Below are 19,199 nucleotides of genomic sequence, written 5' to 3' on the forward strand. Positions count from 1 at the left end.
TTTGGTGTATTTTGTCTTATTCCCCTTTTTCGGGGGATGGGCAAAAATACCCTTGTTAAAAATAAATTCAACAACTCAGGATGATTCTCTCATAAAAGCTTTACAATTTTTATTGCTAAATGAAAATCGAAGGGTAGAACACCTTCCTGCTAATCTTGATTTATCATTTGCAAACGAGAAATGGAGACAAACTCTTCGAGTTGGAAAGGATTCTAATTTATTGTATCGTAAACGTCTTGAAATCTGTATATTTTCCTATTTAGCCTCAGAATTAAAGACAGGTGACGTGAGTGTGTACAAGGTTCTAAAAAGTACGCTGATTATAGTACCTTGGGAAGCATGTGAACCGCTAGTTAAGGAGTATTGTAAAGAACTTAATTTCCCTTCATCTCCTACTTATTTTGTTAAACAGTTGAAACAGAAATTAAATTCTGTTGCCAATGCGGTAGATTTAAATTATCTGAATAATGGCCAGGTAATTATAACGGAAGATGGAGAAACGATTTTAAAACGATTAGTACGAAAAAATGTGTCTACAAGTAGTAAATTGTTAGAAAAAGATATTATACAACGTTTACCAGAACAAATCGTATTAGATATACATTGGTTCTGTTGCAAAGTTTTTCTAAGGGAAATTAAAATGTAAGAAACATAAGGCGAGGAGAATACTATATGGGATATTTTAAAGGAAAACAATTTTAAGAAAGATATTATTTTATTAGCCGTTGGGTCCATGAATATGGAAATTTGATCTATCAAATCTGGAAGAAGAAAAACAAAAAGGTACAATCATCGTGGAAATTAGATGAAACTTATATAAAAGTGAAAGGAAAATGGCGTTATTTATATCGTGTGATCGATAAGGATGAATATACATTGGATATTCAACTTCGAAAAACAAGAGATCATCAGGCGGCATATGCCTTTAGGAAAAGATTGGTGAAGGTTTTTGGAGAACCAACGGTTCTCACAACAGACAAAGCCCCAGCGCTACTTTGTGCGTTTAACAAATTAAAAGAACACTGCTTTTATAAACGTACAACTCATTGTACCACCAAACATTTGAACAATCTCATAGAACAAGACCATTGGTATGTCAAACGACGGTTTTCCAAATCCGCAGGATTTCAAAATCTTCGTCATACTTCACGTACCTTGAAAGGAATCAAAGTCATTCATGTTATATAAGAAAACCAGGAGTTTTAAACCCGGCTCCTGGTTTTCGACGTGCAGTGAATTACAAAAATTACTTATAGTTGCATAATAGTTAGTGACAAATTCTTCATCTCATTTAATGTTAAGAAACTTTGCAACGAAACCCAATAATTTATCTTGGAGTTATAACTCAATTAATTCGTTGATATCCCAATTAAGTTTATATTTTGAAATACCCCATCACCATCAAGATAAGAAAAGCAAATACCCCAAAACGAGAAAATTGGCATATCCAAGTGAAAATCTTCATTTTTTTGTTTTGGAATAATTTTGATCCTTAAGTTGGTAGACATGGGATGTTTTTAAGAAGGAATGTTTAAAATTATTTATATAAATAATTATTATATAGTAGAGAATAAAGAGTAAACTGAGCAATTTATTACTGTTCTAAATTAGTTATATAAGATTTTACTGCCTGGAATAAAAATTCTTCTTGTCCCATACCAGATTCCGCAGCCATTTGAACTACTTTTTGTTTAAAGTCATGATCTGCATGAAAAGTTAATGGTTCTACATTACTTTTAAAGTATATACCTTCTACATGTGGAAGTATTGTGCCGGATTTCATATGAGAATGTAAGTATTTAATCTCTTCTTGAAATTGCAATGGGTCTACCTGTAAAACAAAAGGTTTAATTTCTAATTTGATAGTATCTGGTGTAATATTTAATCGCATATTTGTGACACCAAGTTCTTTATAAAATAAGTTAATTAAATTATAAGTGATGGAATTAAATAATTGAGGCTTTTTAAATGAAAAAGATAAATACCCTCGTTTCGTAATCACCGCTTGTTTCTGGAGAGGTTCAAAGGAATAATCATGTTCCTTATAAGTGGATAGTGGGAAAATTTCTTCATCCTCTGTAAGAATCTTTCCATCTGCTCCATTGATCTCTATTACTCTAGCTGTTTTTCCGGTATGTAGATGTCTTAATAATTGATATAAATATATATCTTCATCTTGAATCTTAGTAATGAATGTTTTTCGCTCTTTTGTTTTAGCTTTTTCATAATCAAGCATAAAAATCTCTAGCTCTTCTTCATCTATAAGATATACTTGTTTTCCTCGTTTTTCTACCATTGTCGCAGGTAATTTTCCGGATTTGATGTATGTAAAGACTGTAGATGGTGCTACATTAAGAATTTCAGCCGTTTCTTTTGTGCTAAGGCCTTTAATCTCTTCTTTAGTTTTTAAGCGTTCAATATCCTCCAAATAGAAAATCTTACTACCAAATTGTTTCCAGTTATTTTTATATACACATTCTATTAATCCATCTTTTTCTTTCTTTAATATGGTCTGTACGGTTACGCCTAATAAGTCTGCTGCCTCTTTTGTCGTTACAGTAGGTTTTGTAATAAACAATAAATCTTGTATCATGAAAGGATACCTCCTTAACTATTGTTTGCTAATTTATAAACTATGTATATATCATATCAAAATCTTATTTGCATTTAAAACTAGAAATGAATTTTATAAAAACCTAAATAATTCTTTATGAATTATGTATAGTTAAAATTGTATTTACCTATTTATTATGTTCTTATAAAAATTTAAATATAGGAGTGATTTAAAATTAACTTTAATTATAATGAATAATGGTATATTTACTAATAAATTATAAAAAATCATAAGTATAAGTAAATAGAGAAGAATGTAGGATTCTTACAGAAAGAATATGGATTTTAATTTGTATAATTGATAGAAGTGAAATAAAATAATAAATATAGTTGATAAAGAGAATTGTATTCATAATCTTCAATAGGAGAGGTAAATTTGAAATATGGTTAATAAAAATGCAAAAGAAAATTTATCTATTATAAATAATCAAATCGAATATATAGATACATATGTAGGGAATATGAGAGATATGGTTCCATTTCTGCATAACAATGGTTATGTAGATAAGGTGGAGGTTGCAGAAAAAGAGGGAAAGAGTAAATATACGTATTTCAGTGATTTGGAAGTCATTTATTATTTCGTACATTTACAAAAAGATATGGATGAGAAGAAGAATAGAAAAGAGGATACGAAAAAGAGTTATATATCAGAAATCTTGTCATTTTGTCAGGGCATGGTGCAGCATGCAGAAGAATTTGAATTGAATGAGGAAGAAGTACAACAAAATGCCTCGTTATTGAAAACTTTGCAACCTTGGCATATTCGTAAATACAATTCTTGGTTGAAGCAGGTAGAGAATGGTAGGAATGGGGAAACATATGCAGTGGCAACACTTGCAAAGAAAACAGTGCTCATTCGTTCTTTTCTAAAACATCTTCATGTATTTTCTTATATTGAAAAGCCTCTTCATGAAGAACTGCAGCGCGCAAATGTAAATGAATGGGATAGGCCAAATCGGGATCTATCCTATGATGAGATTATGAAAATCTTAGGGTTTTATAAAGAAAAAGGACATATAGTAAACTATACAATCTTACTAGTTCTGGCAAGTACCGGAGCAAGAATTCAAGAATTGTGTACAACAAGAGTAAAAGATTTGCACTATGACGGAAAGCACTGGTTAAAAGTTAAGGGTAAAGGGGATAAGGTACTTGAACTGTTCATTTTGGAACATTTGTACCAGTGTATTTGTGAAATGAGACGGGGAAGAGGATTTCAAACCATATTGAATCGAGGAGATGAAAGCCCTTTATTTGTAAACCAAAGGAGGAACTTTTACAATTCGAGAACGTTATCAAATCAGGTAACGGATATGATAAAAAAGACAAATCTAGAGTTTCTGAAGTATTGTGAATACCCAGTTACAGCGCATACATTTCGTCATGCTTTTGCAATCATGGCAGTTGAACAAGGGGATGCGGATCTATATCATTTAATGCAGACACTGGGGCATGAAAATATCCAAACAACAAAAATTTATTTAGAGAAGCATATGAAGCGCAAAAACAATGTGGGAGCCACCTTTGCAGATAAGATATGTTGAATCTCAATAAATCTATTATTTTTTATTGTGTAATTTTTATATGATTAATAACAAGAATTAAATTACCTTCACGTTTGAGTGTTAAATAAAGGAGTTTCATGCAACTGGGATAGTTGAGGATAAGTAACAAAAAAGGTATTAAGTGATGATATAGAAATTCACATTTTAGAGCTTTCAAATCTCATACAGGGTGTTTTTATGTAATGCTTGGTAAAAAAGTGAAAAATAATCCTTAGTTATATACATCGCTTTATATTCACTTAGTTCTTTCTGTTTCTTACGTAATAGGAGTTCTCGCATTTTAAACATAGTAGAAGAACATAATAGAATACTAATGAGTTGCCCATAAAGATGACATTCTAATCGCTCTTGTTTAATAGATTTACAACGATGAATTTGAAACCAAGATTTCCATATTTTAAATAACAGCTGTCGGGTAAAAGACTGGCGCGGTATCAGTTGTGACCCGTTTCCAGCCTCTCCCCATAAGAACTGCTCGTGAGGTTTTCCCTCAAGCAGCTCACCCCATAAACTTCATCAAAAGGGTTATGAGACCTATCAAATGGCAGACACTTTCATCGGAAACTCTCTGCACTTTTCAGGGGAAGGACTTTCCAGTCCCAGTAAAGCCCCAGTACACCATAGAGATATTCGTTACTCCATCTCTGCCATCCGATGCTACGCTTTCGTCTTCGTTTCCTTCTCGTTAACAGTGTGCGAATTTTCATCTCCGTATAATCACGTACTTCACTGAAAGCTTGACTAGAGTTCCCAACCCGGAAGTAGTTCACCCATCCAGTCAGTACGGCATTGATTTGTTTTATTAAGTCTTGTGCTGACTTCGCTCCTGCGTTTTGAATGAGTTCGCGAATTTTTGCTTTCACTGTCGTGCGAGCTTTCTTCTTCGGGATCATGAAAACGAAGAATCCATTCTTATTTCGGTTCGATATTCGTCTCAGGTCAAATCCTAAAAATCCGAAGGATTCTCCTTTTAGGACATTGACCATCTGAGTCTTCTCCAGATTCAGTTCAACTCCCAAAGGCTTTAACTGTTCCCACAGTCTTCGTAATGCCAGTTCAGCCCATCCACTTTTACTGGAGTGTCCGCTTACAGCGATAACTATATCGTCGGCAAAACGGTGATAGTTTACAGCTTCGTAATTGCCCTCAGCTGTTTTGCGTCGAATGGCATCAAATGTCCAATCCACTTCATTGAGGTAAATGTTCGCAGCTAGTGGAGAAAATGGCCCCCCTTGCGGGACACCGATCTTACCTGTTGCCTTAATTACCTGTTTTACAAGATGCATAACCTGTGGGTCTTGGACACGTTTCGCGATTTTCTCCAATAATATGTTGTGTCGAATTGTATCAAAGTAGCGTGACAAATCAACATCAATTATTATGGTCATACGGCGCAATATACTGCGTCGTACTTCCGCCAATGCCTGATGTGGAGAGCGTTTCGGCCGAAATCCATACGAGTTTGGACAGAAATCAGCTTCAAAAATTGCTTCTAATATGAGTTTTAGCGCTCCTTGTACTACACGATCTCGTATACATGGAATTTGCAGAGTTCGCGTTTTGCCGTTTGCCTTTGGGATTTCTACTTTTCGATTGGCTTGTGGTCGGTATATTCCAGCTTGCAATTCTTCTTGAATACCCGTTAAGAATGGGATAACTCCTTCTAGTTCTATATCAGCAAAACTTTTTCCATCAATGCCTGGAGCACCGTTGTTTTTCCTTGCCTGCTGATATGCTTCGTGAAGGGTTATCATTTTGGTAATGTGGGTAAATAGCCCCCAAAACCGGTGCGTAGGTTCAGACTTCGCCTTTCGATAGATTCGTTGCCTTAGTTCCTGCAAAGTGATGGGTGTTTTTGTCATGGCACCCTTGCCTCCTTTAGTCATACGAAATGTTTACAGGTTCGGACCCTTTCCTCCCCGCGCGTTTTGCTGCACGCAGATCTCTGGTACTACGATCCGTTCCGCCACCCTGACACCTACCGTTCTCACTTCCCGATCGCGGTTATAGAGACGGTCTCCTCGATGAGGTTTCTTCATCGGGTGTCTAGGGCTTCTCCAGTTTCCACATTATCTTTCTCTCCATGTCGCCGCTGATACCCCGCCGGTGAGAACTGCCGTTCCAGACTCATTTCGGTCAGTTCTTGTTGCTTTCGCACGTTATCGACCGTCTCAGCCACCGGAATTGCGTGTAACGAGGCTACATCTACGTTCACTGTACGTTACAACCTGGAGATTTGCCCACATGCCTTTTGCATGTGATGTCAGAGGGCTTCGCCATGTCGCTTTCACTTCATGGCGCCTCTCAGGCTACGGGAGTGGAGTCTATTCTCCCGATTGGACTTTCACCAACTAGATAATGTGTCCTTATCTGGACACGCCGATTTGCCAACGAAGAGAGTAAAAATCATGTATTTGTTCCATCGGAACAATCTCCCAAGGTGTATTGGTAACATATATGTTAATGCCAGCTAATCTTTTACTTTTCTCTGAATATGTAATACCCTTTTTACTTTCCGTATAAACTTGTTTTTTCATACGGTCATGAAGTTGTTTTTCAGTTAATCGATACATAATAACTCTTGTGAATAGTTTTTTATCCTTTCCAATATAACCGTCTGTTATTTCATGGACCTGTCCTGGTTTTAAAGTATTCATAATGTGTTCTAAATCAACTTTGATGTACTGAGATTGTTTTTTACTGCCCCATTTCGAAAGTATTCAGGAAACTCATTTTTGATATACACCATATTATTTAGTTTAAGCCGCGATATACAATACACGCCTCTTTGGTCCATTTGATCTAAATCATCCAGTGAATAATAGCCTAAATCTCGAATACATAGATCGCCAGGCCGTAATGTCGCTAAACATTCTGTTCCAAAGGTCTTATCATTATTTTTCCCCGGTTCAACTTGAAAATTTAAAAACTGCCCGCTATGTAAATTATATTCTAACTGAATTTTTATACCCGCTGTTTGTGCACAACCACCTGATCCAGGATACACGCTTGCTAAATGTTTTGGCACTTGGAAAATCGTTGCATCTAAAATACGAATTCGTTGAAAATAAGCGCTTGAAGAGCTTGGGATTACTGATGTTTCACAAATTTTATTTTTTAATAATACAGAGAAAATATGTTTTAATAAGCAAACAGCTTTTTTATTGAAACGTTTATTAAGTCCTTCCGGACTAATAAGAGTTCCTGTAGCTGCATGAAGTTGACTGCACAGTCTAACTAAAGAATCACTCGCTACCCGTTGACTAATCCAAACACATATAGTGGCTAAATCGTGACCCGAAAACTTACGCTTTCGTTGTACAAAATCTAGTTCTCTAGCAAGTCTTTCTAAAAATGAAGGAGTAAGATATTGGTGTAATTCTTCAGCAAATAGTTGTAATTCATCTTGAATCGAAAGATTCATAAAAAACGTGATCCTTTCTGTATATTTCTACAAAAAGAATAGTGTTTTTTTCATTTTATAGATACAAATTTATAAAGTTTATTTGTATAGAAGGATATCCTTGGAAATATAGAATGTTAAAAAAACCTAACCATTGACGCATATACATTACTAATGTAATATATATATTACAAAGGAAATAAATGTATTGGAGGATTCTAATATGCTTACCAAAGTAAAGCGAATTCGACTTGAAAAGGGTATGACACAGGGGGAATTAGCAAAATTAACAAATGTAAGTAGACAGACAATCGGTCTAATAGAAAAAGGCGAATACAACCCATCTTTGAAATTATGTATTGAAATTTGCAAAAGTCTAGGTGTTACATTAAATGATTTATTTTGGGAGGAAGATTAATGACTAAGTTATTAAAATTATATCTTTTCGGAAAAGGTACTTCTGTTGATGAACGAGAACAAAATACTGCCTTCGAAATAATGGCAAACGCCGGAATGCTAGCTCTTTTTATCTGTTTTGGAGCTATCCTATATGATTTGATTTTAAATAAAGAAGTTACATCACTTGGTATTTTAGCTTTAATTATTCTTTTAACGACATCACTTTATATAGTTATAATGATGAGAACCAAAAAAATATACTTACGTTTTGCAAATAATAAAACATTGATACGAAAATCGATATTTTCAGGCTTTATTTTCTTTGTTTTATATACTTTATTAACACATTTATCTGGAGAAACAATTACCATGAGGGACCTTACTGGAAACAGTTTAGGCGGCGTTTTTTTGGCTTATGCATGTATGGATATAGTAAATATAATAATAAAAAAGCAGAAGAAGATGAACTATAATATTAATTCAAAACACCCTTCATTAGTCATTAATGAAAGGTGTTTTTTTTATATACATTATCTTTATTGATGTAGCAATTAATCTTATTGCATTATTTCTATAATAATCGGTATCTGTTAGATAAAGGTTAAACTTTTATAATACTTTCAGAATGAAAACGTGATGTCTTTTTATAGCAACCAAGTTTGTTTTTATCGTTATGGGGGACATTAAAACCTTAAGTTGATGGGCATGCGGTTGAACCCCTATTTCGCAAGAAATCTGTCAAAAATATAAATAAAATATCCATTTTACATGAAGTAGTATCCACTAAGCGGATTAATTAAGCATAAAATTTAATGTAGACTATTGTTTATGTATTTTGTTTTTTATTAAATATTACGATACGTGAAATTTTCTATTTTCCTTGTTAAAAAAAGCCCCCATAGATCTTACATCTATGAGGGCTACCTAAGGGTATTTAGATTTTCGACTCTATTCTATTTTAACAGGTTTTCGCCATATATGAGAAACATAATGATCCAAAAACTGACGATCATAACAAGAAATTTTTTAAACCTTTGCTGAAAGGAAATGCGACCTTCTTCCATTCTACATGCCCCTTTTCTCTACAACTTTTTACATGTTAAAATATAGAGGGAAGAAATCTTCCAATTTTCTAACATCGCATAACGCAAGAGTTTTAACTTTGTTTCTTTTTTCAATGCTTTCCATTCCGATACAGCAATCTTCATTTTTCATTCCTACATTAATTAAACTTGTTATTTATATAGACTTATAAGTTCCAGTTGTAAATTTTTCTAATTTGTTTATCACTAAATCCTTTAGGAATAGCGAAGATTTCTGAAAAATCAGAGATACACAAATCAGTAATTGTATTATCAGTTGTTCTTATATAGTAATACTGAATAACCCCTCATAATTCAAATATAAATAGTACTTACGAATCTTATCATCTAATCCATTTTTCTCTAATAGGCCTCACCATACATACCCATCAACCCTCATGTACCAAAAAACATTATCCTTTCTAAATAAGCTAGATTAGAAAGGGTAACGTTTTTTGATGAATCTCTCGATTCAAGATGAACTACAACCATTTGCAGAGGAATTACAGCGATATGTGACACCTGTATTTTTAGAAGAATCTGCAAGAGAACTTGGGTTTGTAAAGCGAAAATGTAAGCTTTCTGACCCAGACTTAACCGCTATCTATACCTGGGGTGCAAGTGATCCCCTAATCCGATTATGTAGTAGGCTTCATGCTGCAACAGGTACTTTACTCAGCCCTGAGGACTTAAATAAACGCTTAAATACACAAGCAGTATTGTTTTTACAACATATTTTCTCTTTACTATTACAACAAAAAATCTGTGAACAAACACAAATTTCTAACCATCTTTTCTCTTATTTTCAACGAATTCGTATCCTAGATGCTACCAGATTTCAAGTGCCAAATTACATATCCAGGCTTTGGAGGGTGTGCCCAACCAGCCGGATTCAAAATTCAATTAGAATATAATCTGCACAGTGGGGAATTTTTTAACTTTCAAGTTGAATCAGGGAAAAATAATAAAACATTTGGTACGGAGTGCTTAGATACCTTACGACCAGGAGATTTATGTATTCGTGATTTGGGTTGTTTTTCATTGGAAGACTTAGAGCAAATGGATCAACGAGGTACATACTATATTTCCCGTTTAAAATTAAATACGAATGTATATGTAAAAAATCCAGATCCAGAATACTTTAAAAATGGTGCTATTAAGAAACAATCGGAATACATACAAATCGATGTGAAACAACTTCTAAACCAACTACAGTCCGGAGAAACATTTGAATTAAAACACGCCTATACTGTTGATAAACAACAACTGTTTGCGCTTATTATTTTTAATCGATTAACAGAAAAACACCCAAGAAGTAACAATAATTCTAAACCGCCTATTCCACATACTACAGAAAAACGGGCGGAAATCTCATCGATATGGGAAGAAAACAGTCTTTGATATTATGGGGGTGTTATCTATGAGTATATTGGATTTAGAAAACAAAAGAAAGCTGCATAATCTTAAAAATAATACCTACCTAAGTTTATTTGGCATGCTCATTTTTAAGAAGAAAAAGTGTTTTAAGAGTTTTTTAGTTTATTTGAACGAAAGTTCATTTTGTTTTTGTTCGTAAGTTGATGGGCATGGTCTCACCATATCATTTCGGTAATTTTGTACGTTTAGAGACATTTCCGACACAACTAACCCGTTGTACTGTATACTAAGAGATATTTGTTCAGAAAATCTTATGTTTATGAACAGAGGATAAAACTCAATGATATTAACGTTTTCTAGCCATAATCATGTTCATAAAGTTTGTAAATAATTCAACGTTCAATTAATCTGTGGTTTTTATCTTTATGAACACATAATTGACCTCTATGGACGCTATCATAGCAAGGGTTTTTAGTCCTTAACGTACAATTTTCCCGGAATGATATAGTGACCCCATATAGTTCACTAGGACAATTTCAATATTACATTTAAATATTCATGCCTTACAAAACCGCAAGGTTTATTGTAAGCTAAAACGATTTGTCATATTCTCCACCTCTTCTATACTTAATGTAGATAATAAAACGAACGAAAAGGTGATAAATAGATGGAGAAGAAAAATAAAGTGTTAATTACTAGTGTAGTAGTGGTTCGACCGAGATACGGGTATATCTCGGCAGAACCCCTTTAAGGGAAACGCTAAATATATTGTTGAATGCAATAATCAATAATAAGGAGGATAGAATGTTGCAAAATAAAAAATATAAAATCATTGAAGCAGTAAAAGAGGGAAGAAGCAAAGTTCACCCTGTTTTTGCTGTTATACTTGCAATTGTATTTTTAACTTTAGGTGAATTGTTTATGTTATTTATGCTGTTTTTACCGAAAGCAGAAACAACCTTTATGAAGGCGATCTATAGCAATATTGAGATGGTATTAACGTTTGGCGGGGCTATATTTTTTGTGTTTTTATGGATTAAATTTGTAGAGAAAAGGTCATTTTCATCCATTGGATTTTGGAAAGAGCAATGGATAGGAAAATATTTGAGAGGTGCATTAATAGGGTTGATTTTCATTTCGATACCAGTAATTTCACTCGTATTAACAGGAAATGTAAAACTACAAATACAAGAAATTACGATAACCGCTATATTTGGTATTGTAGGGTCTTTAGTTGCATTTTTAATACAAGGGGCAACTGAAGAAATTGTTGTACGAGGTTGGTTATTCCCAGTTCTTTCGGTTAGAAGCCGTATATGGATTGGGATTGCTGTGACATCTTTTTTATTTGGTTTCCTTCATTTGCTTAATCCAGGTATTACAATTCTTTCAATATCGAATATAATATTAGTTGGTGTATTTGCAGCTTTTTACGTTTTAAAGGACCGTAGTCTTTGGGGGATTTGCGCATGGCATTCCATTTGGAATTGGGCACAATATAACGTCTACGGTTTTGCAGTTAGTGGCATGACGATATATTCAACGCCCCTTTTCAAACCTGTAACAAATGGATCGGCAATCCTTCATGGAGGCTCATTTGGAATTGAAGGTAGTATCATTACAACAATAATGCTTTCTATGGCCTCAATCGTTTTATGGAAACAGTTATGGGGGAGAAAAGCGAAGCAATGAGATATTAGTTAATAAAAGTGGGAGAAGCTATGGGGATTATAGCGTTTGAGGTGGTAAAAATACAACATGCCGTGAATTAGAAAAAAATTATGGCGCATACATTATACTTGAAGTGAACTTTTTATTTGAAATAATTTGACTTTTTGAAAGGGAGTGTTATTGGCAATGAGTAATATATTGATATAGTATTTTATTGATGCTTGTTGTAACAGCGAATATGTACAATAGCTTTTAGTAAACGCCCATGTATGAGAATGAAAGTGAGGATTGCATATGGCTGATTTAGTTTATTATAGCTGGTGCGATTGTGAGTTTAACATTGACTTTCTTTACGAAAAGAATTTCAAAAAACTTTCGATAAGCAAAAGGTGAAGCAAGGGCAATTGAGGAAATTGCAAAAGCAGAACAAAATCGAATTAAATTACTTCGTGCAGCAGATTTAGATGAACGCGTACTAGCTTACAAATCATTTGAATCATTAGCTGAAGCTGCGAAAGGACCAGCTAATAAAGTGTTCATCCCGTCTAATGCAATTGAAACACTAGGTACACTTGGTGTAATTAGTGAAATCTTTAAAGAAAAACAAGCGAAGAAATTACCTTCAACTGATACAGAAAAAGAACAATAAGAGTGAGGAAAAGAAATGGGATGCCATTTCTCTTTTTTAGTGCGTATATGCGGTACAGCCGCATGCCCATCCCTTCGGGAAATTTAGATTAAAATAAAAAATAAACAGAAAATATAAGACTCTTACTTTGTGGATATGACCACAAAGTAAGAGTCTTATTTCATTAAATTTTTTCATACATTTTTCCTTGTAGCTTTTTGTTTTTATCTTTTAATTGCCGATTCTCGTACTCTAATTCCTTGATTCGATCCCGCAATAATTGAATCATTACATCTTTATTTTCATCACTCATTTGCCGTTTTACGGATTTTGGAGATGCGGCTTGTTGTTTACGAAGTGTTTCAATTCGTTCAAGAAGGGTAATGTGATTATACAAGTAAGACTTAGACACTCCTGCGAAGCAGGAGACGGAGTTGAAATTAATACGTCTATTCTCTTTAATCAGTTGCTTAATTGCTTTCTTAACTTTTTGTACGGTTTCTTCACGCTTCTTTTTGGCCAGGGCTACAATAGCCTCTATAGATCGTTTATGTTTCATGATGATACTCTTTTTTCTTTGACAATTTGAGCATCGAGGATGATTTTCTTAGCACTTTCACCCCGATGAGACTTGCCTTTGGCAAGTTGATTTCTAATCTTAATAAGGTTATCTAATTGCTCCTTGGTTTTCTCATTGTAAATTGGGTAATTTTGCGTCATCTGAATATGTTCTTCAACGCGTTCGATTTCGCTTTCAAAGTCAGACAGATTGTCAGGGATTGTGCAGAAATTTGGGCAAGTCAGGCATGGTGTCACAACATAAGGACTGCCTTCTTTCTTCGAATCCAGACAAAAACCAAGCGGTACTCTTACGGCCTCAATATTACTGCGTATGTATTCCCAATGAATTAAGTCCTCAAATAAAAACTGATATAAAACTTATTTCTTTTTTATAGGAGGACAAGAGGCTCTGGCCGTGCGGAGCGGTCAAATCCTCTTCTTATACATGCGAAGGAAAAACAGAAGGAGAAAACAGGTGTAAGTTATTTTGCATGGCAGGGATTTAGATATTGAAAAATTTAAATCCTGTACGTCGAGGGAAGGATGCGTTGAATTCGTAAAAAAAGAGTCAAACTCGATATAATTTGACTCTTTTTTATGGATTATAGTAATCAGGTTATAGAAATAAGTCCTCGTTTTTTCGGTAAAAGCACAACATTTGCTGTGTGTTTTTTTGTAATAATGTCATGAAGGTTTTTAAAGATTGTTTCAATCATATTAGTAATCGCTTCATCTGTATTAGATCCTATATGAGGTGTCACGAAGACACGAGGGTATTGTTCTAGTAGTGCTTGAACAGTTGGATCTAATTTTTTGTTGTTTTATCAAATTTTTGAAAGAATAGTTTTTCTTCATTCCCAAATACATCTGTTGCAAAGCCTTTTAGTTTATGAGATTGGAGGGCATTAAGAAGGACTTCGCTATCTTGCAGTTCACCCCGAGCAGTGTTAACGAGAATGTATCCATCTTTCATTTTTGAAATAAATTCGGCCTCAATCATTTTATCATTTTCTCCTGGGATATAAGGGACTATACTTACGATAGCACTTTCTTTTAATAAATCGTCCAATTTCATAAAGGCAACCGTTTGTTTTGTTGCATCACTTTGGAATACATCATATCCAAGCACTTCAGCGCCAAGCCCTTTAAAAAGTTTTGCTTCCGTCAATCAAATTTTACCTGTACGAATGATACCGACTTTACTGTTTCTAATTTTTTTACTGAACATTGTCCGATCTACAGTGAAGTCTTGATTTACTGTTCTTGTTGTCGTATAGGTCGTATGTCTCAATAATGACATGGCAAGTGTTAAAGATAGTTCTGCGATAGCATTTGAAGAGTAGGAAGGAACCCTTGTCACGCACATGTCGTAATCGGCTGCTGCTTGCAAATCAATATGATTATAGTCAACGGTACATGTGAACAAATATTTCACACCGTATTCTTTTAATTTTTTAATATTTTGGAAATCTGCTATGCAATTTCCTCTTAATAAAACAGCATCCATTCCTCTAGCAGTTTGAATATTGTCGTGTCTAAGTAAATCTTCAATCAAGCATAGTTCAAAATTATATTTATTTAATTGCTTAAAAAAAGGTACTTCATTTTCTCTAACTCCGTAACAAGCTACTTTTAATGTCATAGTTCATCTCTCCATTATCATAATATTTTTTATCTAAATATCCCAATATTACTCATTAAATTAATGATGATAATCCACATAGGAATCAGTGCAACCACACAAACTGTAGAAAGTAAAGATGTATTAGAAGCAAGCAGTGCATCTTTATCAAAACTAATTGCATAGGCGGCTGCTACTGTAGCAGTTGGTGTTGCCATCATAATGACAACAACTCCTATGGAAATAGCGCTAATCGAAAGAATTCCTGTTAGTGAAAGAGTTGCGAGAAATACAATATTGATACTAGGAACTAACACAATTTTGTTTATGCGGTAGATGAAAGATGTTCAATCTGTAATCGCTGTTTTGAAGTATACAGCACCGAGTGTTGCTCCAATCGAAAGCCAAGCGAGTGGTGAAGCTAGTCCTGATAAATAAGTCATAGGTTTATATAGTCAAACAGCAGTTCGATCAATTCATAATAAAGCAACATTTGATATTTTTCCATCAACAGCTACAACGTTCATTTGAGGTAAATATTCTTGAAACATCCAAATCAATAATCCAAGAAAAGTCGCAATGACAATAGTTTTTATAAACATTTCTTTTATATTTTTCGCTTCCATTTCCAGACCACTCATCTTGATATAGTCGTAAGAATATAGAAAAATTCGATAACCAATATTAAAAATAGAAGCGTATAAGACACCTTTAGGTCCATATATAGCACCTACAATGGGAATACCAAAGAAAGTTGTTGAACCAAAAATTGTTAAAACACGTAATGTATCTTGCTTGTCATTTTTAAATTTCAGATATATTGGCTTAGAGACGAAAATTAAAATAATGTAAATAAGTAATTCCAAAATTAAAAGATTCATTCCTTCAGCTAAAGATTCTTTATTAATATCTATCATGGAAGATGTGAGGGCCAGAGCAGGTAAAGCAACGGATAATACGACTTTTGGTAGTATCTTTCCAACTCGATCATTAAAAATCACTTTTTTTCGACAAAAGAAACCTAGTAAAATAATAAAAATTGTTGAAGTAATGGCATTGGCAATATTCATATCAGTAAATTAATTCTGGATAATTTAAAATACATCCAAGGACTTTTCCTCCAAATCAATTTAATTGCGAAAAAATTCACAATTAGTTATAGAATTTTAGCTGGCAATTTAATAGGGTAGCATTACACGCTCATCAACCCATTAGGGTTTATTTCGTATGCAAATCTTTAAATCCCCTACATGTATCCTCTAGAAAAAAAGAAATAACCTATACTATAACTGATGTTGTATGAGCTTAGCTTGATAGCGATGGGTTAACACCCTTATTTTACAATCATGTTAATCCATACGAGACTTTTAAACCAAATGTGGATCAACGAATCCCTATTAAACTGAAAATCGCATAAATCTTTTATGCGATCCATTTCAATCAAAATTATTTTTATTTTTTGAATCGTAGATTCAAAAGTGCATCTCCCCCTTTATAACTTTTTCTTCAAAACTTAGCACAACAAATAATAAAATGTACTTAAATAAGAATTTAAGAGATAATGTTATTTCGAAAAAATGTCACAAAATTCCCTCTTGTATACGCTTTCTATAAGTATAATGAATGTATAATATTATGGATAGGAGTGAACAATATGAAAAAAATTCTTGTGCTAACTACCGCGGCAACACTTGGGGTTACATCATTATCATTAACTTCTCCAAATATGGCAAGTGCCCAAACAGTGAATTATGCCCTTCAGAAAAAAATAAATAATTATGAGGTCAAGACTGATCCATATGAAAATTACCAAAATAGTTGGCAAAGGCACCTTACTGTAATAGAATCAACATATCTTTTCCAGAAGTATGGAAAAGAAAAAACTGTCAAGTCTGGTATTTTCGGTGGGAAAATTGAAGATGTTTTTAAATTTGACAAATACTTTGTAGAACCAGTTGGTGCTCCTAACATTTCTAAATTAAATCCTGAATTTGTAGGAACAACAACTTTGGTAAATGATTCTGATTTTGAACAAACATTATCTACACAGAGTTTTTCAAAAACAATTACAAATTCTGTAACCACTACGACAACGCATGGTGGAAAATTTGGAATAAAATATAAAGGAGAATTCCGTTTTATTGTAGATGCCGGTGTTGAAGTTAACGCAGAATATGATTTTTCACGTTCAGAAGCTCAAACGCACGCTGAAAGCCGTACTTATACCGCTCCCGCACAAGCAATTAAAGTGCCTGCGCATTCAACTGTAAAAGTCACTGTGATGCTAAATACTAATAAATCAACAGGACGTGTAAAAATGATTGCTCAAGGTTCAGGTGTGGATCATATGAAAATTTTTGATCTGAAGGGTGAACAAATTGCAAGTGACTATAGTAGTTTTGCAAGCATGCTAAGAGAGGCACTTAAGCATAAAGAATTCAAAGCCTTGTATGGTGACAAATTATCAGTTGGTCCTGAAGAAACAGTAAACTTTAATTCATTAGGTACTTATGAAGCGCAATATGGAACAGATATGAGTGTAAAGGTAGAACCTGTTAATAGCAATACCCAATATAGTACTAATGGAGAATACACATACAAAGTAAAACCACAAATAACTAAAAATAATTAAAGAACATTTTTGTTATTCTATAAAAACAAAGGGGAAATCTTGAACTGTACCCTATAAAATGGGCAGTTTAATAAAAAAGCCCTGAAAAATCAAGCACTTAAAAGATGGTTCCGATATTCGATCGGAGCCATCTTTTTTAATGTCCACTGATAACGATTATAATTATACTCCTCCATATAATCCTTTATGTTGAGCTCAAGGGATTCAAAGGTTTGACAATCTTTGTAATCTAATTCATCTTTCATATGACCAAAAAAGGATTCCATTGGTGCATTGTCTAAACAATTGCCCTACGGGACATAGATTGTCTGATCCCCATTTCTCTTACACGTTTCTGAAATTCAGGGTGTGTATAATGAATACCTTGGTCTGAATGTAGAAGCGCTTCAGGATGGATGACTTCTCCTAATCTCTCTTTCAAGTTATCTAATGTTTGATAGACGATATCCATTTGTAAAGAAGAGGAGACATGATAGGCTAAAATCTCTCGTGTTGTACTGTCTTTTACACATGATAAATAATCCTTCTTTCCTTGTCCATAAAATAAATAGGTAATATCGGTTAACATACTTTTTTCAGGCTCTTCTTGATTGAATTGGCGCTTTAAAAGGTTCGGACATGTTTTATGTTCTTGTGTCGCTTTTGCGATGTGTTTATAAGGATTCGCTCGGCAAATCTTTGTCACAAGATTATATTTACGCATAATACGGTAAATACGCTTGAGATTCATACAAATTCCTTTTGTCTTTTCCAACACCATTTTGATAGAACGACCACCACATATTTTTCCTTTTCGATTAAAAATTTCTTGGATCCATTCATAATCTGTTTCATCATTACGTTCTTTTTCTAGATGTTTATCTGTCTGATGAAGCCACGCATAGTATCCACTCCGACTTACCCCAGCCAGTGTGCAAAGGTAACGCACCATACGTGGGAATTGGAATCGACGTATGGTTTGTTCAATCAGTGTGTATGTTTCTCGTGGTGTTAACGCTTCTTCTGTAACGCCTGCCTTTCGAGTTCGTCTAACTTTTTTAGGAATGTCAATTCCGCTTCTAAAAACGCAATAAGTGCTTCCGCTTTCTTTAATTTTTCATCAGAAGAGAAAGGTTTTTCCGAAGGGCGTCCCGCGGCGTTCTGTATAAAAGCCCTCTTCACCAAATTGTTCAAAGGTTCTTCGCCAACGTTTCAAGCATTGTTTTGGTTTCTTCTCACCAATCACAGCTAAGTCAAACCCATTCTCTAAAAAGATTTGGCTAGGACCTTTTCCTTGTTGATTTTCTTTTACCGCTCTTATTTTGAAATCTGGACAATAGCTAATCGAACGTTCCGACGCTTTTAATACATTTTTATTTTTTTCTAGCTGTTTCATTTGAATCTCGTTAAAAATAATTTTACTCATTCTCCGTACTTCATTTCTATCGTTGGTTCCATTATAACGAGGTTTTTTGATAAAAATACACAAAAACCCCGAATCATGGGGCTTTTTTTAAGTGTCCATGATTCGGGGTACAGTTCATCTATATTATTATAGTAGTTTAATTACTTGTTTTATATTTTTTGTAGATACCTCTATTGAGTTTAAATAAGGATAGAATATTCTATAAGGGGTACCACCACATCACTATCAAGCTAAGGTCATAC

General features: G+C 34.0%; 7 protein-coding genes and 13 pseudogenes. 11 read left to right on the plus strand and 9 right to left on the minus strand.

Going from position 1 to position 19,199, the window contains the following annotated elements; translation table 11 throughout:
- Window positions 1-46: 46 nt before the first annotated feature.
- Both DN407_RS30480 and DN407_RS30485 read left to right on the plus strand, forming a co-directional pair.
- Window positions 47-607, plus strand: a pseudogene (locus DN407_RS30480) (Tn3 family transposase); the annotation flags it as partial.
- 110 nt (window positions 608-717) lie between these two features.
- Window positions 718-1,264 (plus strand): annotated as a pseudogene (locus tag DN407_RS30485) (IS6 family transposase); the annotation flags it as partial.
- A 330-nt stretch (window positions 1,265-1,594) separates the two neighbouring features.
- Here DN407_RS30485 and DN407_RS30490 read toward each other — a convergent pair.
- Entirely contained in the window at window positions 1,595-2,593 is a 999-nt protein-coding gene (locus DN407_RS30490) for a helix-turn-helix domain-containing protein (RefSeq protein WP_149217141.1), read from the minus strand.
- Window positions 2,594-2,996: 403 nt separating this feature from the next.
- Here DN407_RS30490 and DN407_RS30495 point away from each other — a divergent pair, with 403 nt between their 5' ends.
- On the plus strand, window positions 2,997-4,157 hold the full coding sequence (locus DN407_RS30495) for a tyrosine-type recombinase/integrase (protein WP_149217142.1): 1,161 nt from the start codon (window positions 2,997-2,999) through the stop codon (window positions 4,155-4,157).
- Between the two features lie 189 nt (window positions 4,158-4,346).
- On the opposite strand, the pseudogene DN407_RS30500 reads toward DN407_RS30495, so the two are convergent.
- From DN407_RS30500 to DN407_RS30520, 3 genes and pseudogenes are all read right to left on the minus strand, one after another.
- A pseudogene (locus DN407_RS30500) lies at window positions 4,347-4,589 on the minus strand (IS4 family transposase); the annotation flags it as partial.
- A 143-nt stretch (window positions 4,590-4,732) separates the two neighbouring features.
- Window positions 4,733-6,040 carry a group II intron reverse transcriptase/maturase gene (gene ltrA / locus DN407_RS30505; RefSeq protein WP_149217143.1) on the minus strand — a complete coding sequence of 436 codons (1,308 nt, stop codon included), beginning with the start codon at window positions 6,038-6,040 and terminating at the stop codon, window positions 4,733-4,735.
- A 513-nt stretch (window positions 6,041-6,553) separates the two neighbouring features.
- A pseudogene (locus DN407_RS30520) lies at window positions 6,554-7,602 on the minus strand (IS4 family transposase); the annotation flags it as partial.
- 202 nt (window positions 7,603-7,804) lie between these two features.
- On the opposite strand from DN407_RS30520, the gene DN407_RS30525 reads away from it, so the two are divergent.
- Both DN407_RS30525 and DN407_RS30530 read left to right on the plus strand, forming a co-directional pair.
- Complete coding sequence (locus DN407_RS30525) at window positions 7,805-7,999, plus strand: helix-turn-helix transcriptional regulator (protein ID WP_000956453.1); 195 nt, start codon at window positions 7,805-7,807, stop codon at window positions 7,997-7,999.
- Window positions 7,999-8,453, plus strand: a pseudogene (locus DN407_RS30530) (hypothetical protein). The gene DN407_RS30525 and the pseudogene DN407_RS30530 overlap by 1 nt, the downstream one beginning before the upstream one ends.
- Before the next feature lie 776 nt (window positions 8,454-9,229).
- On the opposite strand, the pseudogene DN407_RS32575 reads toward DN407_RS30530, so the two are convergent.
- A pseudogene (locus tag DN407_RS32575) lies at window positions 9,230-9,432 on the minus strand (hypothetical protein); the annotation flags it as partial.
- A gap of 88 nt (window positions 9,433-9,520) precedes the next feature.
- Here DN407_RS32575 and DN407_RS30540 point away from each other — a divergent pair.
- The 5 genes and pseudogenes from DN407_RS30540 to DN407_RS30560 all read left to right on the plus strand — a co-directional run.
- A pseudogene (locus DN407_RS30540) lies at window positions 9,521-10,367 on the plus strand (IS4 family transposase); the annotation flags it as partial.
- A gap of 879 nt (window positions 10,368-11,246) precedes the next feature.
- On the plus strand, window positions 11,247-12,131 hold the full coding sequence (locus DN407_RS30545; RefSeq protein ID WP_149217241.1) for a CPBP family intramembrane glutamic endopeptidase: 885 nt from the start codon (window positions 11,247-11,249) through the stop codon (window positions 12,129-12,131).
- An 11-nt stretch (window positions 12,132-12,142) separates the two neighbouring features.
- Window positions 12,143-12,261, plus strand: a pseudogene (locus DN407_RS30550) (chloramphenicol acetyltransferase); the annotation flags it as partial.
- Window positions 12,262-12,420: 159 nt separating this feature from the next.
- Window positions 12,421-12,489: pseudogene (locus DN407_RS30555) on the plus strand (NfeD family protein); the annotation flags it as partial.
- Window positions 12,490-12,492: 3 nt separating this feature from the next.
- Window positions 12,493-12,759, plus strand: a pseudogene (locus tag DN407_RS30560) (SPFH domain-containing protein); the annotation flags it as partial.
- Between the two features lie 163 nt (window positions 12,760-12,922).
- On the opposite strand, the gene DN407_RS30565 reads toward DN407_RS30560, so the two are convergent.
- The 3 genes and pseudogenes from DN407_RS30565 to DN407_RS30580 all read right to left on the minus strand — a co-directional run bounded on the left by DN407_RS30565 (window position 12,923) and on the right by DN407_RS30580 (window position 15,990).
- Entirely contained in the window at window positions 12,923-13,297 is a 375-nt protein-coding gene (locus DN407_RS30565) for a DUF6262 family protein (protein ID WP_149217144.1), read from the minus strand.
- Window positions 13,298-13,910: 613 nt separating this feature from the next.
- Window positions 13,911-14,941: pseudogene (locus DN407_RS30575) on the minus strand (NAD(P)-dependent oxidoreductase).
- A 29-nt stretch (window positions 14,942-14,970) separates the two neighbouring features.
- Window positions 14,971-15,990, minus strand: a pseudogene (locus tag DN407_RS30580) (AEC family transporter).
- A gap of 584 nt (window positions 15,991-16,574) precedes the next feature.
- On the opposite strand from DN407_RS30580, the gene DN407_RS30585 reads away from it, so the two are divergent.
- Complete coding sequence (locus DN407_RS30585; RefSeq protein ID WP_179955874.1) at window positions 16,575-17,552, plus strand: ETX/MTX2 family pore-forming toxin; 978 nt, start codon at window positions 16,575-16,577, stop codon at window positions 17,550-17,552.
- A gap of 89 nt (window positions 17,553-17,641) precedes the next feature.
- Here DN407_RS30585 and DN407_RS30590 read toward each other — a convergent pair.
- Window positions 17,642-18,957 (minus strand): annotated as a pseudogene (locus DN407_RS30590) (IS3 family transposase).
- Window positions 18,958-19,199: the final 242 nt, after the last annotated feature.

This window comes from Bacillus sp. JAS24-2, from assembly GCF_008274905.1.
Taxonomy (GTDB): domain Bacteria; phylum Bacillota; class Bacilli; order Bacillales; family Bacillaceae_G; genus Bacillus_A; species Bacillus_A cereus.